Here is a 20831-nt window from a genome sequence, read left to right as displayed (position 1 = left end):
TGTCGATTATTCTAAGTCTAGTTTGACGCGAGAAAAGTGAATTTGCTCAAGCGCTTTTTTATCGCACTCATTTTCAGCAAACGGAGCATACTTCACTTCATCACAAGCTTCTTCAGCCTGTCTTAATAAGATTTCTAATTCACTCTTGATCGGAGTTTCAATCAGACGGACTCCATCTTCCCAAGAATCAACATCCTCTGAAGAGCAATGCAAACGACGAGCAAGTTCCGACTTACTCCAGCCCATACGAAGGCGAAGTGTGCGAAGGGATTCTTTTGTCCATTCCAGTTCATGCTTATCAATCATATAAACCTCTAGATTTACTCTAAAACTAGGTTGGATTAGAGTCGAAATACTAGTTGGATTATACCTGATACGCATCAGATAACGCGATAGGCTATAGACTATTGCTCAGGGAAAACGAAGACCAAGTCATGTTCACCCGCCAGATCTAATTTATCGCGAGCCTGGCGTTCAATAAACGACGGATCCTTTGCTTGTTTTAATTGCGCGGACAGGCCGGCAATATTTCTGCGAGTAGAACTGATGTCTTCATTGATGCGGTCAAAATCGCGATGCAATCCCCAAAGGCGGAACACATTTCCATTCAGAACGATAGAAACGGCAAAGACCACTAGACAGCACATCGCCACTTTCGTGGGATGATTCAAGAAACGACGGACTCCGACTGCAAACTGAGTGTAGGACATGAGAATATTCTGCTTCATTAAAAGAGAGTTGGCTACACGACTGAAGGCCAGTCCTCAATAAGTTCGCCGCGGACTCTATATAGTTAATATCGATAGTTTAAATCAAAATTATCGATTCGATTTATACACCAAAAAGACCGAAATTACTCATATACCCAGTGGAGGTCGTTGGTGAGAACATGGGAAGACTATAAATTAACAGCTCAAGGTGAAGACTCTGTCTTTGATTACGTTCGCCAAGGGCAGATTCAAAACGTCCTATTGTATTTAGCAAAGCATGGAGATCCGGATTTGGTGAATCACAAGGGGCATTCCCTTTTGATGTTGGCTGCGTATAACGGCCACCTGTCTTTGGTTCACCTGCTTCTTCGCTATGGGGCGAATCCCAATTCTCGCGACCATGGCGGCAGCACGATCCTTATGGGCGTTGCTTTTAAAGGTCACAACAAGATTGCACAGGTTCTTATCAATGCCGGTGCTGATATTCATGCAAAAAACAATAACGGACAAACAGCTTTAATGTACGCCGAGGCCTTTGGTCGAAAAGACATGGCCCTTATGTTAACCGAAACTTCCCCTCACCTGCGCTTTAAAGGACCGAGTGCTTTTCGCCGTCTTAAAGCTGTTTTCCAACTTCTACAGTCCCCGTTTACAAATAAAGGAGTCTTACATCATGAGTAAAACACTGACAACATCAGCAGGTATTCCCGTCTCTGAAAATCAACATTCTATCACTGCGGGCGAACGAGGTCCGGTCTTGATCCAAGATTTTCATTTGATCGAAAAACTAGCGCACTTTAATCGCGAAAGAATTCCTGAACGTGTCGTGCACGCGAAAGGCTCGGGAGCTTATGGCACTTTCACTGTCACGCACGACATCACTCGCTTTACGAAAGCCGCCTTGTTTTCCAAAATCGGAAAGAAAACAGACGTGTTCTTACGCTTTTCTACCGTAGCTGGTGAAAAAGGCTCTGCGGATACCGAGCGCGACCCACGTGGTTTCGCTTTGAAGTTTTACACGGAAGAAGGAAACTGGGACATCGTGGGCAACAACACACCGGTTTTCTTTGAAAGAGATCCACTGAAGTTTCCGGATTTTATCCACTCACAAAAGCGCGACCCTCGCACTGGGTACAAAAACCCGTTCCGCATGTGGGACTATTGGGCAAATGCCCCAGAGGCCCTTCATCAAATCACGATTCTTTTCAGTGATCGCGGAATTCCCGACGGCTATCGCTTTATGCACGGTTTCGGAAGTCATACGTTTAGTTTCATCAATGACAAGAACGAACGCGTCTGGGTGAAATTTCATTTCAAATCTCTACAAGGGATAAAAAATCTTTCGGTTGAAAAAGCCACAGAGCTTGCGGGAAGCGATCCCGATTATGCGGGACGCGATCTGTTTGAAGCTATTGAGCGAAAGGATTTTCCTCGCTGGGCTTTAAAAGTTCAAATCATGACGGAAAGACAGGCCGAGCAAACGAACTTTAATCCTTTCGATTTAACGAAAATCTGGCCTCATAAAGACTTTCCTTTGATAGATGTCGGAGTGCTGGAACTCAACCGCAATCCTGAAAACTATTTCGCGGAAGTCGAACAAGCGGCTTTTTCACCAAGCAATGTGCCACCAGGCGTAGGATTTTCTCCGGACAAGATGTTGCAAGGACGACTCTTCGCATATCCCGACGCTCACCGCTATCGTTTGGGTGTGAATTACCAGCATCTGCCTGTGAATCGTCCTCAGTCAGCGGTGAATACTTATCACCGGGATGGAAGCATGCGCTTTGATAATAACGGAGGACGCGTCGACAATTATGAACCCAACGGGTTTGGCGGCCCCACTCAAGATGCTCGTTATAGCGAACCACCACTGCCTTTATCAGGAGCCGCCGATCGCTATGATGCACACAAAGACAATGATGATTTCACTCAAGCCGGAAATCTTTATCGCATTTTCACGAATGAAGAGCGCGATCGACTGACTCGCAATCTCGCAGGAACTATGAAGGGACTTCCAGAAGAGCTGCAAAGAAGAAACATCGCCCACTTTAGTAAGTGTGATCCAGAGTACGGAGCACGTATCCTAGCGCACTTAGGACTTAAATAATTAGCTTCGGCCGTCCTAACAGAACCCTGACAGTTTCCAAACTTGAGTTTCAGCGATAGGACGGCCATAACGTCTCCACTTTAAGACGTGGAGATTCATATGAAAAAAATCGCTTTTTTTGCTGTTCTATTTGCTTCTTTAACGGCGTTCGCTGCAGACCTTACTGGTAAAGCAACGTTAGACCTTACAAATACTTACGGGGGCTTCAATGCAGGCCTGTATGAGGTGACAGTTCAGTTCACAGCTAACAATCAGGTGGTTACTTCTGAAATCAAAAGAAGCCAACGTCATGATGATGGCGAAAACTTCTGTGTTTCTTCATTGAACTTCAAGGTTGGTACTTTGGTAACGACAGTTAAGAATGTTATCACTGGAAATACTTTGGTGCGCACTATGGATCTTACAGCGACGACTTCAATCCAAAATGACAATGAAGAATGCGTGACTACGGCTTCTGACTTTGCAAAAGAAACTGCGATGTATGTTACGACTTCCCAAGGCCCTTGGGTTCTTCCTGTAGCTCCACCGAAAGGTTGGGATCAAGTTCAGGTTTGGTTGAATCCTTTCAATACATTGACGGTCTTTGCTTCTTTAACAGAAGAAGGCGGAGCTTTGAAATTTGATACTACAAATCTTTTCAATGCCTCTTTGTTCAACACAAATCACAACAGACTTGAGCTTTTCCACTATCTGACGGCAGTCGAGGGTTCTGGCACTCTGTCTCTATCGGTTGCAAATGTTCCGATGTACTTGGTTAAGTAAGACGTAGTTAGCTCGACTAAAAACGAAAAAGGCGATCCGTATGGATCGCCTTTTTATTTTTAGATTCAAATCTAAGTTCTTTTCAAAAAAGAGGAACTCGTTTCGAGTTCCTCTTTGCTGCGGTGTAGACCCAAAAAAGAAGCAGGCACCTTTTAGCGGAATGCGGATTTATCCCAGTACATTCCCATGCCACCCAGGTCTTCTTCGATGCGAAGAAGTTGGTTGTACTTCGCGGTACGTTCACCACGGCACAAGCTGCCTGTTTTGATTTGGTGGCAGTTCAAAGCTACCGCTAAATCTGCGATCGTCACGTCTTCTGTTTCACCGGAACGATGAGACATGATTGTGCGGTATTTGTTTCTTTGCGCTAAGTTCACGGCTTCGAAAGTCTCTGTCAAAGTACCGATTTGGTTTACTTTCACTAGAAGAGCATTACCCGCTTTTCTTTCAAGACCCATACGCAAACGTTTTGGGTTTGTTACGAAAAGATCGTCACCGATCAATTGCATTGTTGAACCCATCTCTGTCGTAGCTTTTACCCATGAATCCCAGTCGTCTTCAGCAAAGCCGTCTTCGATAGAAACCAGAGGATATTTTTCGCCCCAAGATTTGTAGATGTTCAAAAGTTCTGCTGGCGTGATGTGACCACCTTGCCATTCGTATTTACCGTCTTTGTACATTTCCGTAGAAGCAACGTCCAAAGCCAAGAACACGTTTTGACCTGGATCATAACCCGCATCCACGATCGCGCTCATCAAAAGATCCAAAGCCTCTTGGTTCGAACCCAATTTGGGAGCAAAGCCACCTTCGTCACCCACAGCTGTTGAAAGACCTTTTTTCGCCAAGATTTTTTTCAATGTGTGGAAGATCTCTGCACCCGCACGAAGAGATTCAGCGTAAGAATTGTTCACTGTAGGAACGATCATGAACTCTTGAATATCAAGACCGTTGTTCGCGTGAGCTCCGCCGTTAAGAACGTTCATCAACGGAACCGGCAAACGGCAGGCTTGAGAACCACCCACGTAGCGGTAAAGAGGAAGATTAGAATCTGCGGCTGCGGCTTTAGCCACTGCCAAAGACACGCCTAGGATCGCGTTCGCGCCCAAGTTTGATTTGTTTTCAGTGCCGTCGATATCACGAAGGATTTTGTCGATGTAAACTTGCTCTGTCACTTGAAGACCCAAGATCTCCGGAGCAATTTTTTCGCGGATGTTATCCACCGCTTTATAAACACCTTTACCAAGATAACGGTTTTTATCACCATCACGAAGCTCACAAGCTTCGTGAGCTCCCGTAGAGGCTCCTGATGGAACGGCCGCGCGGCCCATATTGCCATCAGCTGTAGTGACTTCAACTTCAACCGTTGGATTTCCACGGCTATCTAAAATTTCACGAGAGACGACGCTGATAATCTCAGACATGTTGGTTTCCTTCTTTCTCGGTGGTTTTATTAAGTTTCTTTACAAGCTCCATGCTTTCAAAGACGGTGCGCGGGTACTGAGTTTTCACGTGTTCCCAGTCCACTCGACGCATGGCTTCTTTCACCGCGGAATTCATTTTTCCTTGGGAAACAAGCATGGTGATAAGTTGCTGCGCGCGCACCATGTAGTCATGCATGCGGGCTAAGTTTTGATTCAGGCTATAACCTGGAGAATCGCTGTCGAAGCTAAGGTGCGCTAAAGTGCCTTCGTGCGGAATCAACGACACTTTTTCTGTGGCGACGCTGACTTCTTCACCGGCAGAAACCTTTAACTTCTGCTTTTCGTAATCACGAATTTTTTCTTCCAAGTCACCGACGTACTTTTGCAAGTCTTCACGCTCGCGTTGAGTGCGTTGCAAATCATCGATCAAGCTTTGGAATAAAGCCGGGCTGACTTGATGACCGACATTTTCGCTGAAGATGGTGTTTTGCTGAGTCGACCAATTCAGTTGAATCGTAATGCCTTCCCACACGCAAGTAGCTGGTGGCTGACCTACGTACACCGGCAAGGACTCAAACGCCGCTTTCAAGTATGTCGTGACGTGAGGGTACTGCTCTGCCGGCAAGGGCAGATCAAAAGAAATACTGAATTCGTCGCGACGAAGATTTTCAATCGGCGGCTTCGGAGAAATAAAGTACGACAAGAACTGTTCTGGCTGATTAAAGATTTCCTGCGGACGAGGCATCATACGCAGAACGCTGTCGAGCACTCCCCAAGCACGAAGCGAAGGTCCATCATGACCGGCTCTTTGCAAAACATTTCCATCTCGTTTGAGTGGCAAGCGCAGAACAGACTCCAGGAAGTTTTCCATGTCAGGAGCGCTGATCCAATACGACGAGTCCCTGAGCAATTCCACCGGAAGATGGGTCTGCTCATAAAGAGGGCTCAGGTCTTCGCCTTGCTCCTCTAAAATATTCAAGACTGCGTTTGAAATCTTACAACTAAAGTGCACGACGAAGTCTTAGCGTAAATCGGTAGCCATTTAAACTATATAATGCCGAATTCCCGATGACACCCAGGGTTACAAAAAAGAAGCAGGCACTCTCAAGAAATGACGAGGCTTGTCAAAATGACTCGAGCGGAAGACAAAGCTCGACAACGCAGTCGATCGGGTCGTTTTCACAAGCCTCGCGCTATGCGGCTTGGGGTTTGTTGAACTTGGCTTTTGGGAATGGGAGGTTGTTGTCGATGATTTCGTCCATGAATGTCGGCACGTTGCCGGTCGCTTGGAGCTTTCCTTCCAGGGTTCCGTCGGGACGGCGTGTAAGACGGGACATTTCAAAAATGGGAACAACGTTGTACGAACCATCGCTATTAAATCCGCGCACTTCGCTGATTGCGGCGATACGGCGAGATCCGTCTGAAAAACGGGAAACTTGGATAATAATTTCGATCGCCGAGACGACTTGCGAGCGCAAAGCTTTTTCGCTGATCTTACCGTCCCCACCTTGAGCCAAGGCTTCCAAACGGACAATGGCATCTTCAGGCGTGTTGGCGTGGACCGTGCCCATACACCCTTTGTGACCGGTGTTCATCGCATTCAAAAGTTCAAGAGCTTCGCTAGAACGAACCTCCCCCACGATGATGCGATCGGGTCTTAAACGAAGAGCACTTTTTAAAAGATCTTTGATGGAAACTTCGCCCTTCCCCATTTGGTCGGCTTGACGAGTTTCAAACATCACGACGTGTTCGTAATCCACTTGAAGTTCGGAAGAGTCTTCGATCACCATCACACGCTGACCCTTAGGAATGCGCGTGCACAAAAGCGAAAGCAATGTGGTTTTACCGGAACCGGTACCACCGCTGACAATGATGTTTTTTCCTAAGAACATGCAGATATCCAAAAAGCGCGCGCCATCTTCAGTGATTGCGCCAAACTTGATGTAGTCCGCAAAAGTGATTTTATTATTGGTAAATTTACGAATAGAAAGTGTCGTGCCCTTACGGGACATTGGCGGGATCACCGCCGCGATACGTGAACCATCCGGCAAACGCGCATCAAGACGAGGCGATTCGTCATCGATACGTCGACCCACGCTTTGGGCGATACTGTTCACCGCCGCGCGCAGATCATCTTCGGACGGAAAAGTTTCAGGGACTCTTTCGAGCTTCCCCTTTTTTTCGACGAAAATTTCTTGGTGTCCGTTGATAAGAATTTCGGAAACACCCTTGTCATCAAGGTACTTCAAGACAGGACCTAAATTCTGCTGAATGGTCTGTTTGAAAACGCTCGACTTATCAGACATGGGTGCGACCTTCCGAATTAATGAGAGGCAGGTTTTCTGTCTGCCGCAATATCAGAATAAATAATGAACTTTCCTTGAACCGCTGTTTCCGGGCATTGATAAGAAAAAATGCCGTCTGTTTTTGGCGACACAGAGAATGTTTTCTGTTCTCCAAACACCGTGTTGTGGTGCTCAGAAAAAGCATCCAAAACAAAGCTGACATTTTTCTCTTTGCCATTCACGTTCACCACGTGAATGCGGTAGTTGCCACCTTTTTTCAAGCGGACGACTTCAGGAACAAAACCTTTGTCGGTATTCATGATCACGATGTCTTGAGCAGGTTCAACAGCATCAAAGACTTTCGTTAAAATCACGCTTTGATCTTCTTTAATGCTCGCAGGCAAGCGATCTTCATTTTTAACGTCGTTGAATTGAACTTGGCGACGAGAAAAATCCACTTCCCAGGCAAACGCGCTTTGAGTGATCAGTAGAAGCAATGCAATCTTAGTGCAGCTCTGTACGATCTTGGAACTCACAAAATTCACGTGCCACCTCCATAGCGATATAATTCACGGATCTCGGATCCATCATGTGGAGCTTTTGAATCAGGAGGTCTTTGTCGCCTTTGCAAGAATTAATCAAATGAAACGCATCACTCAAGACCTGTGGATTTGCCATCATGTCTTTTGTGACTTCGCTCCAATCCAATTTCAAAACAGGGTCAATGGCACCTACGGTGTAAAGCGCATCAAACACTATTTGCAAATCGCCTTGCAGAAACATTCGAATCCTCCTAATTGCTCTAAGGGCATCCAGCCCACATGTTGTTTCTATCGGTAGGAGTTCGTGAGAACTTGAGTCAATTTGAGGCGATTTTTTGAGACTTGAGGAGATCTATCGTTTGACGCTGGCCCGTGGTCGAATTTGCCAAGAGCCGGTCTGGTCGAGGGAAATTATTGCCCGGAAGAAGTATTTTCTGCCGAAGTTTCAGACGATTTTTCGTCCGCAGCCGGCGTTGTTTCCGCAGGCTTTGTGCTTTGAGACAGAATTTTTTCCGCAATTTCTGAAGGAGACGCTGTCGATTTCATCGTGCGAAGTTTGCGTTCGTTGACAGCCTCTTTCGAAACTTCAATCTTTGCATCCCGCACCCGTTCTACAATCTGGCGTTCGAAGCCTTCACTTTTTACGTAAGGTTTGACCTCTGCCAAAAGATTTTCCAAGAAAATGACGTACGTCGTCTGCACGACCGGTTTAAAAGCCCGAGGATTTTTCAGCGCGTTGATAGCTTCGTCAGTTAATTGACTGATCGTTTTTTCCCAGGACTCCAATTCATCTAAATTCGACCGCAACGGAGCCACGATTTTGTCGATCATGTCATCGTCATTTGGCCGAGAATAAACAGCCTGCAATGCTTCTTTCAACGGAACAACCTTTCCGCTGCTCGATTTTTTGGACTCTTTCACCTTGTCGTTGACCAATTTATTCATTTGATCAAGATCTTTTAGTGCCAGTTGAGAGTAGTTAAACAGCAAACCCGCATGGGCCTGTGCGCAAAATACATAGATGATCATTGTTAAAAGGAAATTTGCTTTTTTCATATTTTCGAGTTTAAAGACGCTCGCGCGCTAGACAAGACCAGAACACCCTTCTGTCGCATAATAAAACACTTTTCCGCCAAGAAACCCGGGAAGACAGGTGTTTGTTTAAACCGACCTTGGGCTAGAGCGTTTTCGCTTCTCAACGATCGAAAAATAATGTCAAATAAAAGGGCTTAAAAACTTAATCATCCATCTCGGAGGAAACATTGAAAGCACTAAAGATTCTTAGCATCGGCGCGTTGGCACTTTCCCTAGTGAACTGTGCTCCTTCTGCAAAACAACTTAAAGAAGCAGTAGAAAAAGATCCAAGCATCGTTTTCGTAGCTATCGAAAAAGACCCTGAAGCATTTATCGAAGTTGTAAATAAAGCAGCTCAAAATGCACAACGTAAAGCTCAAGAAAAAGCCGTTGCTGAAGAAGGCAAAAAGCGTGATGAGGAATTCGCAAACCCACTTCAACCTGCAGTTGAAGAAGGCCGCGTTATCTTTGGTCCAAAAGACGCTAAAGTGACGATCATTGAATATTCTGACTTCGAGTGCCCATACTGCTCTAAAGGTCACGCGACAGTTGATGAAGTGATGAAAGCTTACCCAAAAGACGTTCGTGTTGTTTACAAGCACCTTCCTTTGGACTTCCATCCAATGGCGATGCCAGCAGCTAGATACTTCGAAGCTATCGCAATGCAAGACCATGCTAAAGCTGAAAAGTTCTACAACCTAGTTTTCGAAAACCAAGGTGACCTACGTACTAAAAAAGAAGGTTCTTTGAAAGAATCTGCTAAAAAAGCAGGCGCTGACATGAAGAGACTTGAAAAAGATCTTAACAGCGAAGCCATCACTAAACGCATTGAAGCGGACATGGAAGAAGCTCGTAAGTTCGGTTTCTCTGGAACTCCAGGTTTCTTGATCAACGGTGTTTCTTTACGTGGTGCTTACCCGTTCTCTGAGTTCAAGGACATCATCGATCGTCACTTGGCTGCTAAGAAATAATTCGTTTCTTACCGAAACTTCAAAAACCCGCGGTGTCCCCGCGGGTTTTTTTATTTTTAAACGCGAATTTCTTTGGCACGGCGCTAAGACTCAGACTAAAGTAGAGCCATCAACCTTAAAAACAGGAGTCTTCATGAGCGCTCACGCAAAATCTCTCATTCTTAAAGCTCAGGACGATTTGGATCTTGCTAAAAAGAATCTGCATGATGAAAAGCAGCACGATATGGTTGGCTATAATTTAGCTCAAGCTTGTGAAAAATATTTGAAAGCATTGTGCGAAATGCGCGGCTTGGAATACCCTTCGGATGAAGAAGGTCATGATCTTGACGCCTTGATGCAAGTTCTAGAAGAAAACAACTTCGCTGCGATTTCTTCTCACGCGGATGTAATCGAATTAACTCCCTACAACGCCACAAACGCCCATGTTCGTGCCGATGAGCGTTTGGATATGGAAGAGTATGTCGGTTACGTGGAAAACTTAAAGAAGCTTGTAGGTGAACAACTGAAACTTCTTTAGTTTGTCGCGTAAATCAGACTTCCGCCTTTGATCATATTGATGACCTTATCGCGGTTTGTAGACGAAACCGCGGGACATCCCCAGCTTCTTCCCTGGATCACACTTGAATCTTGAACATAACTAGCCCCGTGAACGACAATCGCGCGTGAACGGGCGTTGGAGTTCGTTGAAGACAATCCGTCTAAGCGCAACGAATAGCCGTTGCTGCCCTGATAAGTTTCTGCGGTTTTATAGAAACCTAAAGAGCTGGCATTTGAACCCGACACATTGCTGAACTTCTCTGCATAACCATCGTGATTGCTGTCAGAACCTTTTCCATGCGACACGTGAATGTTCCACACACTTCCCGTCGACATATTGATAAAGTACCAACGTTTCTGTGTCGATTTCTGGCTGAAATCCAAAACTGAAATCACTGTTTGATTTTTGAAACTGCTTTTATTTTTATGAAAATAAATCAGCGCTTCTTCTAAATGCTCTGTCGGGACAATGTGGTTCGGATCTACATAGTCGTAATTCTTCAGAATCTGTTCGCGCTCACTTAACGTGGGAGGCGTCACAGGCTCTGTGGGTGTGGGTTCTACGATCGATGGAAGTTCTGTGCTTCCCTGCCCGCCATTATCGTCAGGATTGGTAGCGACAGGCTCGTTGTTGGGGTCGTCTGGAAGTGCGGGCATTTGATTTCCGCATGCGGCGAGTGTGAAGGTGAAAGCTATCGTCATTATGACTTTACCAGGTGAGATAGACATCATACCGATCCTCCGTGTGGTTACACAGAGCCCATCGGTCACTCATTTTTAAAACTTAAAACTTTTTAGAAACGGCTGAGTTCTCGACAGCTTTTTAGAGGAAAACTGTCGGAACTCTAGACGTTTTTACAGGACTTATTTCAGAGAGGAAATATCAATCACGAAGCGATAGCGAACGTCCCCTTTCAACATTCTTTCGTAGGCCTCGTTGATTTTCTGAATAGGAATCACCTCGATATCCGGAGTGATGTTCTTAGCGCCGCAGAAGTCCAACATCTCTTGAGTTTCAGCGATGCCACCAATCAAAGAACCCGCAAGACTGCGACGGGCCATGATAAGTGGGAAAGGATGAACCGGTTCTGGTTTTTCAGGCACTCCCAGAAGAACCATCGAACCATCACGTTTTACCAATTGCAGATACTGATTCAAATTCAATCCCGCAGAAACCGTGTTGATGATCACATCAAAGTAGCGATTGTAGTTCTTTGCTGTCTCGGGATCAGAGCCGACAACATAGTTTTTGGCACCCAAGCGCACGGCGTCTTCTTTCTTCTTCATGGAAGAACTGATGACGGTCACCTCGGCACCCATCGCTGACGCAAGTTTCACTGCCATATGTCCCAAGCCTCCCAAACCCATCACGGCCACTTTCGTTCCTGGTTTTACATTCCAGTGACGAAGCGGAGAATAAGTCGTGATACCCGCACACAACAAAGGTGCTGCTTTATCCATGGGAATATTATCGGGAATGCGCAACACGAACTCTTCACGGACAACAATCTTCGTTGAATAGCCACCTTGAGTGACGGTCTTACCGTCTTTTTCCATGGAGTTATAAGTGCCAATCATTCCCTGCTCACAGAACTGCTCAAGTCCTTCAGAGCAAGATGGGCAGCTTAAACATGAATCCACCATACAGCCCACACCGACGCGATCGCCCACTTTGAACTTCTTCACGGAGGCCCCCACCGCAGTCACCTTGCCCACGATCTCGTGACCTGGAACCATAGGAAAAATCCCTTTCCCCCACTCGTCACGAACTTGGTGCAAATCGGAGTGGCACACGCCACAGAATTCAATATCAATCGCCACATCATTAGCGCGAGGCTCGCGACGCTCGAAAGAAAAAGGTTTTAAAGCTTCATTGGGTTTATGAGCAGCAAAGGCTTGAGTTGTTGTCATGTTTAACTCCTGATTAGTAACAATATAAGGCACAATTGTATGCCCGGAGCCCAAAGAGGCAAATCCCTTTTTCTTCTGACACGCTGGCAAAACACATGTCCTTAGTTCTTCCTTGGTGACGTAACATGACTTCATGGGAGGCAAACTATGTTTGAGATGGCCGTACCCGCTGGCGAAATGATTGTTCGTGCTTTGATTGTCTATCTCTTTCTACTGATCGCTCTTCGGTTGACAGGCAAAAGACAAATCTCAGAGTCGTCCCCTTTTGATTTTGTTTTACTTCTGATTGTTGCGGACGGCGTTCAAAACTCTATGAGTGGAGGCGATGAATCTTTGCAAGGTGGCCTCATCACCGCGGCCACACTTTTTGCGATCGATCACTTGATTGGGATAATATCTTTCAAAAGCAAAAAGGCTGCAAATATCATCGATGGCATTCCACAGGTTTTAATCTACAATGGAAAAATAAATGAAAAGCTGGTGAAAAAAGAAAAGATGACCCGCCACGAGATTGACGAATCACTTCGTCAAGAAGGCTGCACTCGGTTGGAGCAAGTGAAACTGGCCGTCTTAGAAAACAATGGTTCAATCTCGGTCATAAAAAAAGAAGACAAATAAAGTCCCCGTTATAATACATCGAAATTTTGAATTCTTCTCGGGAAGATTGCTTTTATCCTTGGTGGCAAAAAGGAGATCTCTCTATGAAAGTTCGTGACGTGATGACCCCCAAAGCAAAAGTGATTAATTTTGAGCACAGTGTATTTGAAGCCGCGCAAATCATGCTTAATGAAGACTGCGGATCCGTTCCTGTTGAGAAAGACGATAAAATGATTGGCATGATCACCGATCGAGACATCACGATTCGCGTCGTGGCTCAAGGCAAGGATCCCCGCCGTACGAAAGTGGAAGAAGTCATGAGCCAAGGCATTAACTACTGTTTTGAAGAAGACAGCATCGATGAAGTGAAAGAAAAAATGAGTCGTCACCAGCACCGCCGCTTGCCTGTCGTCAACAAAGATAAACGCTTGGTCGGCATGGTCAGCCTAGGCGATGTCGCAAACCGCGCGAAGGATGCTCGTCTTAGTCACGAAATCCTTTCGAATGTTTCACATCATTAAAAGAAAAAGGCCGCTCACGGCGGCCTTCGACTTAAAAACGCACGGGCAATTCCTGCTCCGAGAGCTCGACCGCTTCCGGACTCAGTTTCACTACCAGAGGAGTTACCTTAACTCCTATGCTATGAGCTTCGCGCAGAAGTTGACCGTAGTCAGGATCAATCTCATCCGCCGGAGCAAAGACATCACAGTCGTGGCGTTGCACGGTGAAGACGATCTCTGCACTATGCCCTTGCGCCACCAACTGCATCAGTTCGCGCAAATGTTTTTGCGCACGTTCGGAAACGGCGTCGGGAAATTTGGCGGTCGTTTCTTCGGCTAAGGTTACATTTTTCACTTCAATGAAATGCATTTTATCGCTGTTCTTCTTTTTAAGCACGAAATCAAGGCGAGTCTCAGCACTGATTTTGTATTCTGGTTTTACTTCATCAAATTGAGACCAATGCGCGAAAGTTCCCATCACTCCCGGTTTGCCGACGACATCCATCAACGTCTCTTTCATGATCGTGTTCGGAGTCGCCGTATTCACCCCCACCCAAGCGCCTTGAGGCGACTTGATAGCTTGCAAAGTGAATTTGAGTTTTCTCTCGGGATTGTCGGTCTCAGAAATCAGGCACAACTGACCCGGATTATTCACGCTTTTAAGGCTTCCGGTGTTGGGGACGTGAGCCACGACTTCCTGCCCTTGAAACTGAACATCGGCAAAAAATCTTTTGTAGCGCTTAAGAAAAACACCCTCGTGCAACTTTTGAGAAAATTTCATGGAACTCCCCTTCAACAGGCCGCCAAATTAGTCAGTTCCGGCCGGTTTTGTCGATAGCTTTTCATGAAGCTCCGAATTATCCGAAAGTACGGGCTTTTAACCCCTATGTCGCGGGGTGTAATTCGGTGCAATTACTCTAGGGGAAGACTAGAAGGGAGTGTTTGTTAAATTTGACGACTTTAGAAGAACTTTGGAAAGGACTTTCTCAACATGGCTACTGAAGTAAAACTGCCTGAACTTGGCGAAGGTGTTACAGAAGGTGAATTGGTAAAATGGTTGGTAAAACCAGGTGACTCTGTAAAAGCGGATCAACCTATCGCTGAAGTATTGACGGACAAAGCAACGGTTGAGGTTCCATCTCCAGTTGCAGGCACTGTCAAAGATTTGAAATTCAAAGCAGGCGATGTTGTGAAAGTGGGATCGACAATGATCACTCTTGAAGGCGGTGCGAGTGCGGCGGCTTCAGCTCCCGCTTCTAAGCCTGCAGCTCCAACGGCTTCTGCTCCTGCTCCTCAAGCAGCAAAACCAGCTGCGGGTGGCGGTAAAGTTCAAGACATCAAACTTCCTGAATTGGGAGAAGGTGTTACTGAAGGTGAACTTGTAAAATGGTTGGTAAAACCAGGTGACTCAGTCAAAGCAGATCAAGCTATTGCAGAAGTTTTGACGGACAAAGCGACTGTGGAAGTCCCAACTCCCGTTGCTGGCGTTGTTAAAGATTTGAAATTTAAAACAGGTGAAGTTGTAAAAGTCGGATCTACTATGATCACTCTAGAAGGTGGCGCGGGTGCGGCTCCTTCAGCTCCTGCAGCTCAACCTCCAGCGGGCGCACAACGTGAAGTTCCAGCTTCAGCGCATGCGAACTTTGCGGCGGCTCACTCGGCTCAGTCCAGTTCCGCAGCTACCGCTGCTGCACATCCTGCGCCAGGCGCGATTTTCCCGCCTGTTGCAGATTCGAAAGTTCTTGCGACTCCAGCGACACGTCGTTTGGCTCGTGAAATGGGTGTTGATATCAATTCATTGGGTGGTACGGGTCTAGCGGGTCGTGTGACTCGTGAAGATGTCTTGTCAGCAAAAGGTGGCGCTCCAGCCCAAGCGAAAGCTCCGGCTTCGGCTCCAGGTATGTCGATCCCTAAACCCGCTTACCAAGGCCCGGCAGGTGCTGCGGAAGAGCGCGTTCCATTGATCGGTATCCGTAAGAAAATTGCTGAAAACATGCAACGTTCTAAACACGTGATCCCTCACTTCACGATCATGGATGAAGCGAAAGTGGATGCGATGGTTGCAATGCGTGAGTCTCTGAAAGAACACGCTGAAAAGCACGGCACAAAAATCACTTATCTGCCAATCGTGATGAAAGCATTGATCGCGACAATCCGCGAATTCCCAATGTTCAACGCTTCTATCGACGATGCGGCGGGTGAAATCGTTTACAAAAAATACTTCAATCTTGGTTTCGCGGCAGACACTCCAAACGGACTTGTTGTTCCAGTGATCAAGAATGCAGACCAAAAAACGATCTTGGAAATCTCTAAAGAGATCTTGGATCTTTCTAAACGTGCTCGCGACGGTAAGTTGAAACCAGACGAAATGAAAGGTGCGACTATCACTGTAACGAACATCGGTTCTATCGGTGGCACGTACGCGACTCCAGTGATCAACCACCCAGAAGTGGCGATCCTTGGTATGTACAAAATCGATGAAAAACCAGTGATCAAGGATGGCCAGTTGAAAGCTATCAAAGTGATGAACTACACGATGACAGCCGATCACCGTTTGATTGATGGTGCCGTGGCCGCTCGCTTCTTGGCTGCCTTCATCGCGCGTATTGAAAACCCTGGTAAACTTTTGGTGGAGCTTGTCTAGCCCCTGGCTAGCTTGGAGATAGAAAATGGCACAAACTTTTGACGTCGTAGTAATTGGTGCGGGTCCCGGCGGTTATGTCGCTGCGATTCGCGCAGCACAACTTGGATTTAAAACTGCTGTTATCGAAAGAGAATTTCTTGGTGGCGTGTGCTTGAACGTGGGTTGTATCCCATCTAAAGCCATGATCACGGCGACTCACCTTTTGCATAAAGCACAACACAACTTCAAAGACATGGGTTTGATGATCAAGGGTGATATCACTGTTGATATGAAACAACTTGTGACTTGGAAACAATCTGTTTGCGATAAAATGTCTGGTGGCGTGAAGCAACTTCTTAAAGGTTACGGCGTTACGCACATTCCTGGCGAAGCGAACTTCAAAAACTCGAAAGAGATCACAGTGAAGTCTTCTGCTGGCGAAGACACAATCCAAGCAAAATACTTTATCGTGGCAACAGGATCTCGCCCGATTGAAATCCCTGGTTTCAAATTTGACGAAAAAGACATCTGTTCATCAACAGGCGCATTGGCTTTCGATACTATTCCGAAGCGCGTGGCTGTTATCGGCGGTGGTTATATCGGTCTAGAGATTTCTTCTTACCTTCGTAAACTAGGCACAGAAGTAACTGTGATCGAAGCTCAATCTGCATTGCTTGCAGGTGTTGTTGATCCAGACTGCGCACAGGTTGTGGAACGTAAGCTTAAAAAAGCCGGCGTGAACATCATGTACGGAGCAAAAGCTAAAGGTCAGAAAAAAGCTAAAGACGGTTACGAAGTAACCGTTGAAATCAATGGCAAAGAAGAAGTTGTTAAGTGCGATAAGATTCTTGTGACTGTAGGCCGTCGTCCTAATGGCGATCAAGCAAACTTAAAAGCAGCAGGTATCGCGGTTGACGAACGTGGCTTTATTAAAGTGGATGCTCAACGCAGAACCAATGTTCAAAACATCTTTGCCATCGGTGACGTTGCGGGACAACCAATGCTAGCTCACAAAGCTTCTCACGAAGGTGTGTTGGTGGCTGAAGTTATTTCCGGTCAAAATCGTGTTTACGATGCGAAAACAGTTCCAGCGGTCGTGTTTACGGATCCAGAAATCGCTTCTGCAGGTATGACCGAAGCTGAAGCCAAAGCGAAAGGCTTCACGGATCTATTGATTGGTAAAGTTCCATTCGGAGCGAACGGCCGCGCTGTGAGCATGATGGAAACGGACGGTTTTATTAAAATGATCGCTGATAAGAAAACGCATGTTTTGTTGGGCGTTCACATTGTAGGACCAGAAGCTTCTAACTTGATCTCTGAAGCTGTTCTAGCGATTGAAATGGGCGCACGTATGGAAGACATCGCCTTGTCTATCCATCCTCATCCAACGCTCGGTGAAGCGATGATGGAAACCGCTGAAGCCACTTTGGGCCACGCGATTCACATCATTCAAAAACCACTTCCGAAATAAGCAAAAGCCCCGTTAAAAAAACGGGGCTTTTTTTTTGCGTAAAATCACAGACTGATTTCGTGACATCACTATTCTCACTGAGCAATTGTACTTTTTGGCACCGATTTTCGCGGCATCGTTTATGCATGTTTATAGTAAAAAAATATTTTTTGGCGTCACTATGACACCTTTCCATTGGGGGAATACATGAAACACCTTTTTGCAGCGCTTCTTGTGATGTGCGCTTTGGCACCAGCGGCTCACGCCGATGTTATGGATTCTGAATATCAGGCTGAAACTTCTTATATCAGACCGGGACCTCGTCCTCCAGGTCGCCCTGCTCCTTATCCAGATCCTGTGCGCCCGGGGCCTCGTCCTCCCCACAATCCTGGATATCCGCCATATCCAAATCCACCACCGTCTTATCGTTATGAGTATGTGACATGCTCTTCTTACGGTTATCGTTACCAAGAGTGCTACTTCAACTCGTACGGAGTTTCACAAATCCGTTTGTACTCGCAACACTCTTACGATGCTTGCATCTGGGGTCGTACAGCAGGCGCATACGGAGACCGTGTTTGGGTAGACCGTGGTTGCAACGCGACTTTCGAAATCATCCGTTATTACTAATTTCTGTTTCAAATAGTGTTTTGAAGCCCGCCGAGTGCGGGCTTTTTTATTTTGTATCTTGGCGCTTCTGTTGAGTGACAACGACAACTGCTTCCGTCGTTTGCTAACGTAGAAGTATGGAAATACGAATCGGCATTTCAGGCTGGCTCTATCCACCCTGGCGCAAAATATTCTATCCTGAAGACCTTCCGCAGAAGCAAGAGTTGCACTATGCAAGTCGCCAGGTTTCTTCTATCGAAATAAACGGTTCGTTTTACTCTTCGCAAAGTCCCGAATCTTATCAGAAGTGGTTTGTGACGACTCCCAAAGACTTTGTTTTTTCGGTGAAAGGTCCGCGCTACATCACTCACATTCGCCGTCTCAAGGATATCGAAGAGCCCTTAGCGAACTTTTTTGCAACGGGTGTATTGTATCTGCAAGAAAAGTTGGGTGCCTTCTTATGGCAGTTCCCACCGAATTTTCTTTTCGATGAAGAACGTCTGGAAAATTTCTTTAAACTTTTACCGACGACATTCTCTGAGGCCGTGACGCTCTCCGAATCATCACCGCGTTACGGGAAACGATATCCACGACCGTTTAAAAATATAAAGAAGAAACTTCGTCACGCTATTGAGGTCCGCCATCACTCATTTGAAAATCCCGCCTTCATCGACCTTTTACGAAAGTACAATGTTGCCTTGGTATTTGCAGATACAGCGGGAACATGGCCTTACATGGAAGATCTAACAAGTGACTTTGTGTACTTGCGACTGCACGGCCCCGAAGAGCTCTATGCCAGTGGATATGACGATGCGACACTGCGCTGGTGGGCCGATCGATTGAAACTATGGACCGAAGGCAAAGAGCCTGCAAATGCGCTTTCTATCAGCGACAAGCCCGCGACCGAAAGAAAACGGGACGCTTTCGTTTATTTCGACAACGACATCAAAGTGCGCGCTCCGTTTGATGCTCAATCCTTAATGCGAATGCTGGGAAAAAAAGCTTCTAAAGAAGATTCTCCCAGGCGGCCACCGGAGCTAAATTTATAATTGCTGCTAAAATTTAAGCCTCCATATCCACCGAGCACACCAAGAGCTGTCGAGCGGAAAATTCAAAATCTATTTAAGAGCCTGAATATCGGTACATTTTGACTCCCTAAAGTTTCAATAAAAGACGAACTCTTATACGACTTGCGCCGAAATTGTTGTCAGTGATGAACTCTTAGACAGTGAAGCTTCCTGAGCTGTAATTAACGGGCTTACGAAGGCTGTCTACCTAGCATCACTCTTGCTCTTTACCAAAGGCATGAAGACCCTTGAAAACATGAAGAAAATTATCAATGCCGTCTCAAAAAGAAGCACCCGCAACGTGCTGGGTTCACTCGTGATGATGACTTTGGTGATTGCTCTTTTTAACTCCGCTAGCTTCCCGGTCGTTGTCGCGCAAATCAAAAAGATCCAGAAAATGATCTTGGACGGCGTCGTCTTTTCACATGATCCGGAAGTGGTCTATCATCGCGAAGAAATTCTGAATGACTATCAGAACCGCATCTCTGACGAGTTCTCAATCCCTGCAAACCTACGTGATCGCGTCGGGTTTTGGTTTGATATTTACACTCGCTATGACTCGAACAAAAAGGTCGTCCACCACGCGATGTATCCGTGGATTGTGTTTAAAGTGATTGATATTTCTCACATCATTAATGCCGAGACTCCTAAGGCCCGCTGGATGCGCAATATGAAAGCGGACGATTTTGTTGATGAGGAAATTAAGAAGATTAAACAAGCGATGAAGTCCTTAGCTGATGGGCAAGACGTTGATGACGAAAACCCGTATCAAGTCGCTATTGCCAAAGCTTTTGAAAATGTCGAAGGCTCTTTGCAAGAAAATGCTCAGGATGCACTTAAAAATATTCGCTCGCAAACGGGCCAAAAGAACTTCTTTGCTGAAGGTGTCGAAGTCAGTCCTTTGTACTTAAGTGGTATGGAAGAAATCTTCCGCAATCACAAGCTTCCGGTTGAACTTACACGCATTCCTTTCGTGGAAAGCAGCTTCAATCGTCATGCGGTTAGTAAAGTCGGCGCTTCGGGCATCTGGCAATTTATGGATTACACTGGTAAGAGCTTTATGACGGTGAATGATCATATTGATGAAAGAAATTCTCCGTTCAAAGCTACGGACGCGGCCGCGCGCTTGCTAAAAGAAAATCATATGATTTTAAAACGCTCTTGGCCTATGGCTATTACGGCGTGGAATCACGGGCCATCTGGCATTCGTCGTGCGGCGAAGGCCGCGGAAAGCGAAGATTTAGGTGTTATTATTGCAAACTATCAATCGAAGACCTTTGATTTTGCCTCTTCTAACTTCTATTGTGAGTTCTTGGCGGCTCTTTATGCAGAAAAGTACCACGAACAAATCTATAAAGATCTTCAGTATGAAAAGACTTTGGATTTACACACGGTAAAATTGGCTCGCGCTATTTCCGCGAAGGAACTTCTTCGTCGCAGTGGATTAGCTAAAGAAGACTTTGTTATGTACAATCCGGACCTTAAAAAAGCTTTGGACCGAAATGTCGCCATTCCCTCAGGCTTTAGCTTGATGGTGGATACTCCGGCGCGTCTGGTTTTAAAAAGCCTTCTGACTAAAGACACTCGCGCCGATGAAGACACTAAAATCACTCAGAACGACGACTTTGAATCTACATCTGCAATCAGCAAAAACTAAAAGGGCCT

The 20831-nt window shown here is 46.0% G+C and carries 23 protein-coding genes; 12 read left to right on the top strand and 11 right to left on the bottom strand.

The window, feature by feature from the left end; genetic code table 11:
• Nucleotides 1-6 precede the first annotated feature (6 nt).
• Entirely contained in the window at nucleotides 7-306 is a 300-nt protein-coding gene (locus AZI87_RS10445; RefSeq protein WP_063206471.1) for a helix-turn-helix domain-containing protein, read from the bottom strand.
• Nucleotides 307-404: 98 nt separating this feature from the next.
• Complete coding sequence (locus AZI87_RS10440) at nucleotides 405-728, bottom strand: septum formation initiator family protein (protein ID WP_253696659.1); 324 nt, start codon at nucleotides 726-728, stop codon at nucleotides 405-407.
• 153 nt (nucleotides 729-881) lie between these two features.
• Here AZI87_RS10440 and AZI87_RS10435 point away from each other — a divergent pair, with 153 nt between their 5' ends.
• The 3 genes from AZI87_RS10435 to AZI87_RS10425 all read left to right on the top strand — a co-directional run bounded on the left by AZI87_RS10435 (nucleotide 882) and on the right by AZI87_RS10425 (nucleotide 3579).
• Nucleotides 882-1391 carry an ankyrin repeat domain-containing protein gene (locus tag AZI87_RS10435; protein WP_063206470.1) on the top strand — a complete coding sequence of 170 codons (510 nt, stop codon included), beginning with the start codon at nucleotides 882-884 and terminating at the stop codon, nucleotides 1389-1391.
• Nucleotides 1381-2817 (top strand): catalase, encoded by a 1437-nt coding sequence (locus AZI87_RS10430; RefSeq protein ID WP_172795519.1) that lies wholly within the window; start codon nucleotides 1381-1383, stop codon nucleotides 2815-2817. Before AZI87_RS10435 ends, AZI87_RS10430 begins: the two co-directional genes overlap by 11 nt.
• A gap of 99 nt (nucleotides 2818-2916) precedes the next feature.
• Nucleotides 2917-3579 (top strand): hypothetical protein, encoded by a 663-nt coding sequence (locus tag AZI87_RS10425; protein WP_063206468.1) that lies wholly within the window; start codon nucleotides 2917-2919, stop codon nucleotides 3577-3579.
• Between the two features lie 152 nt (nucleotides 3580-3731).
• Here AZI87_RS10425 and eno read toward each other — a convergent pair whose 3' ends face one another.
• The 6 genes from eno to AZI87_RS10395 all read right to left on the bottom strand — a co-directional run bounded on the left by eno (nucleotide 3732) and on the right by AZI87_RS10395 (nucleotide 8883).
• Nucleotides 3732-5000, bottom strand: coding sequence for a phosphopyruvate hydratase (gene eno, locus AZI87_RS10420; RefSeq protein WP_063206467.1), 1269 nt, complete (start codon nucleotides 4998-5000; stop codon nucleotides 3732-3734).
• Nucleotides 4993-5979, bottom strand: a complete 987-nt coding sequence (locus AZI87_RS10415) for a hypothetical protein (RefSeq protein WP_253696656.1) — start codon at nucleotides 5977-5979, stop codon at nucleotides 4993-4995. The genes eno and AZI87_RS10415 overlap by 8 nt, the downstream gene beginning before the upstream one ends.
• Nucleotides 5980-6193: 214 nt before the next feature.
• On the bottom strand, nucleotides 6194-7306 hold the full coding sequence (locus tag AZI87_RS10410) for a CpaF family protein (RefSeq protein ID WP_063206465.1): 1113 nt from the start codon (nucleotides 7304-7306) through the stop codon (nucleotides 6194-6196).
• A 17-nt stretch (nucleotides 7307-7323) separates the two neighbouring features.
• Complete coding sequence (locus AZI87_RS10405) at nucleotides 7324-7830, bottom strand: cupredoxin domain-containing protein (RefSeq protein ID WP_253696654.1); 507 nt, start codon at nucleotides 7828-7830, stop codon at nucleotides 7324-7326.
• A complete protein-coding gene (locus AZI87_RS10400; protein WP_063206464.1) occupies nucleotides 7790-8068 on the bottom strand; it encodes a hypothetical protein in 279 nt (92 codons plus the stop codon). Before AZI87_RS10400 ends, AZI87_RS10405 begins: the two co-directional genes overlap by 41 nt.
• A gap of 170 nt (nucleotides 8069-8238) precedes the next feature.
• On the bottom strand, nucleotides 8239-8883 hold the full coding sequence (locus AZI87_RS10395; RefSeq protein WP_063206463.1) for a hypothetical protein: 645 nt from the start codon (nucleotides 8881-8883) through the stop codon (nucleotides 8239-8241).
• A gap of 206 nt (nucleotides 8884-9089) precedes the next feature.
• On the opposite strand from AZI87_RS10395, the gene AZI87_RS10390 reads away from it, so the two are divergent.
• On the top strand, nucleotides 9090-9872 hold the full coding sequence (locus tag AZI87_RS10390) for a DsbA family protein (protein ID WP_063206462.1): 783 nt from the start codon (nucleotides 9090-9092) through the stop codon (nucleotides 9870-9872).
• A gap of 133 nt (nucleotides 9873-10005) precedes the next feature.
• Nucleotides 10006-10389 carry a HEPN domain-containing protein gene (locus tag AZI87_RS10385; protein ID WP_063206461.1) on the top strand — a complete coding sequence of 128 codons (384 nt, stop codon included), beginning with the start codon at nucleotides 10006-10008 and terminating at the stop codon, nucleotides 10387-10389.
• Here AZI87_RS10385 and AZI87_RS10380 read toward each other — a convergent pair.
• On the bottom strand, nucleotides 10386-11141 hold the full coding sequence (locus tag AZI87_RS10380; protein ID WP_155722529.1) for a murein L,D-transpeptidase catalytic domain family protein: 756 nt from the start codon (nucleotides 11139-11141) through the stop codon (nucleotides 10386-10388). The two genes, AZI87_RS10385 and AZI87_RS10380, sit on opposite strands and share 4 nt — an antisense overlap.
• Before the next feature lie 132 nt (nucleotides 11142-11273).
• Nucleotides 11274-12320: an NAD(P)-dependent alcohol dehydrogenase gene (locus AZI87_RS10375; protein WP_063206460.1), complete on the bottom strand. Its 1047-nt coding sequence runs from the start codon at nucleotides 12318-12320 to the stop codon at nucleotides 11274-11276.
• 147 nt (nucleotides 12321-12467) lie between these two features.
• Between AZI87_RS10375 and AZI87_RS10370 the strand changes: the two genes are divergently transcribed.
• Nucleotides 12468-12938 (top strand): DUF421 domain-containing protein, encoded by a 471-nt coding sequence (locus tag AZI87_RS10370; protein WP_063206459.1) that lies wholly within the window; start codon nucleotides 12468-12470, stop codon nucleotides 12936-12938.
• Between the two features lie 83 nt (nucleotides 12939-13021).
• A complete protein-coding gene (locus AZI87_RS10365) occupies nucleotides 13022-13438 on the top strand; it encodes a CBS domain-containing protein (protein WP_063206458.1) in 417 nt (138 codons plus the stop codon).
• 31 nt (nucleotides 13439-13469) lie between these two features.
• Here the strand turns inward: AZI87_RS10365 and sfsA are convergent, their stop codons facing one another.
• Complete coding sequence (gene sfsA, locus AZI87_RS10360; RefSeq protein WP_063206457.1) at nucleotides 13470-14198, bottom strand: DNA/RNA nuclease SfsA; 729 nt, start codon at nucleotides 14196-14198, stop codon at nucleotides 13470-13472.
• Between the two features lie 210 nt (nucleotides 14199-14408).
• Here sfsA and AZI87_RS10355 point away from each other — a divergent pair, with 210 nt between their 5' ends.
• The 5 genes from AZI87_RS10355 to AZI87_RS10335 all read left to right on the top strand — a co-directional run bounded on the left by AZI87_RS10355 (nucleotide 14409) and on the right by AZI87_RS10335 (nucleotide 20823).
• The gene (locus AZI87_RS10355; protein WP_063206456.1) at nucleotides 14409-16061 is read left to right on the top strand and encodes a 2-oxo acid dehydrogenase subunit E2; all 1653 of its coding nucleotides are present in this window, start codon (nucleotides 14409-14411) and stop codon (nucleotides 16059-16061) included.
• Nucleotides 16062-16086: 25 nt separating this feature from the next.
• Nucleotides 16087-17511, top strand: coding sequence for a dihydrolipoyl dehydrogenase (gene lpdA, locus AZI87_RS10350; RefSeq protein ID WP_063206455.1), 1425 nt, complete (start codon nucleotides 16087-16089; stop codon nucleotides 17509-17511).
• Between the two features lie 186 nt (nucleotides 17512-17697).
• Complete coding sequence (locus AZI87_RS10345; RefSeq protein WP_063206454.1) at nucleotides 17698-18120, top strand: DUF3011 domain-containing protein; 423 nt, start codon at nucleotides 17698-17700, stop codon at nucleotides 18118-18120.
• A 116-nt stretch (nucleotides 18121-18236) separates the two neighbouring features.
• Nucleotides 18237-19148 carry a DUF72 domain-containing protein gene (locus AZI87_RS10340; protein ID WP_063206453.1) on the top strand — a complete coding sequence of 304 codons (912 nt, stop codon included), beginning with the start codon at nucleotides 18237-18239 and terminating at the stop codon, nucleotides 19146-19148.
• A gap of 274 nt (nucleotides 19149-19422) precedes the next feature.
• A complete protein-coding gene (locus tag AZI87_RS10335) occupies nucleotides 19423-20823 on the top strand; it encodes a lytic transglycosylase domain-containing protein (protein ID WP_172795514.1) in 1401 nt (466 codons plus the stop codon).
• Nucleotides 20824-20831 lie beyond the last annotated feature (8 nt).

Origin of the sequence: Bdellovibrio bacteriovorus, from assembly GCF_001592745.1 — a bacterium.
Lineage (GTDB): Bacteria > Bdellovibrionota > Bdellovibrionia > Bdellovibrionales > Bdellovibrionaceae > Bdellovibrio > Bdellovibrio bacteriovorus_B.
This window is presented reverse-complemented; position numbering and strand designations above follow the sequence as displayed.

What these genes read in the sequence shown, in the direction of transcription:
- AZI87_RS10445 (WP_063206471.1), bottom strand. Translation starts at nt 306, where the DNA reads ATGATTGATAAGCATGAACTGGAATGGACAAAAGAATCCCTTCGCACA.
- AZI87_RS10440 (WP_253696659.1), bottom strand. Translation starts at nt 728, where the DNA reads ATGAAGCAGAATATTCTCATGTCCTACACTCAGTTTGCAGTCGGAGTC.
- AZI87_RS10425 (WP_063206468.1), top strand. Translation starts at nt 2,917, where the DNA reads ATGAAAAAAATCGCTTTTTTTGCTGTTCTATTTGCTTCTTTAACGGCG.
- eno (WP_063206467.1), bottom strand. Translation starts at nt 5,000, where the DNA reads ATGTCTGAGATTATCAGCGTCGTCTCTCGTGAAATTTTAGATAGCCGT.
- AZI87_RS10410 (WP_063206465.1), bottom strand. Translation starts at nt 7,306, where the DNA reads ATGTCTGATAAGTCGAGCGTTTTCAAACAGACCATTCAGCAGAATTTA.
- AZI87_RS10400 (WP_063206464.1), bottom strand. Translation starts at nt 8,068, where the DNA reads ATGTTTCTGCAAGGCGATTTGCAAATAGTGTTTGATGCGCTTTACACC.
- AZI87_RS10395 (WP_063206463.1), bottom strand. Translation starts at nt 8,883, where the DNA reads ATGAAAAAAGCAAATTTCCTTTTAACAATGATCATCTATGTATTTTGC.
- AZI87_RS10385 (WP_063206461.1), top strand. Translation starts at nt 10,006, where the DNA reads ATGAGCGCTCACGCAAAATCTCTCATTCTTAAAGCTCAGGACGATTTG.
- AZI87_RS10380 (WP_155722529.1), bottom strand. Translation starts at nt 11,141, where the DNA reads ATGATGTCTATCTCACCTGGTAAAGTCATAATGACGATAGCTTTCACC.
- AZI87_RS10375 (WP_063206460.1), bottom strand. Translation starts at nt 12,320, where the DNA reads ATGACAACAACTCAAGCCTTTGCTGCTCATAAACCCAATGAAGCTTTA.
- AZI87_RS10370 (WP_063206459.1), top strand. Translation starts at nt 12,468, where the DNA reads ATGTTTGAGATGGCCGTACCCGCTGGCGAAATGATTGTTCGTGCTTTG.
- AZI87_RS10365 (WP_063206458.1), top strand. Translation starts at nt 13,022, where the DNA reads ATGAAAGTTCGTGACGTGATGACCCCCAAAGCAAAAGTGATTAATTTT.
- sfsA (WP_063206457.1), bottom strand. Translation starts at nt 14,198, where the DNA reads ATGAAATTTTCTCAAAAGTTGCACGAGGGTGTTTTTCTTAAGCGCTAC.
- AZI87_RS10355 (WP_063206456.1), top strand. Translation starts at nt 14,409, where the DNA reads ATGGCTACTGAAGTAAAACTGCCTGAACTTGGCGAAGGTGTTACAGAA.
- lpdA (WP_063206455.1), top strand. Translation starts at nt 16,087, where the DNA reads ATGGCACAAACTTTTGACGTCGTAGTAATTGGTGCGGGTCCCGGCGGT.
- AZI87_RS10345 (WP_063206454.1), top strand. Translation starts at nt 17,698, where the DNA reads ATGAAACACCTTTTTGCAGCGCTTCTTGTGATGTGCGCTTTGGCACCA.
- AZI87_RS10340 (WP_063206453.1), top strand. Translation starts at nt 18,237, where the DNA reads ATGGAAATACGAATCGGCATTTCAGGCTGGCTCTATCCACCCTGGCGC.
- AZI87_RS10335 (WP_172795514.1), top strand. Translation starts at nt 19,423, where the DNA reads ATGAAGAAAATTATCAATGCCGTCTCAAAAAGAAGCACCCGCAACGTG.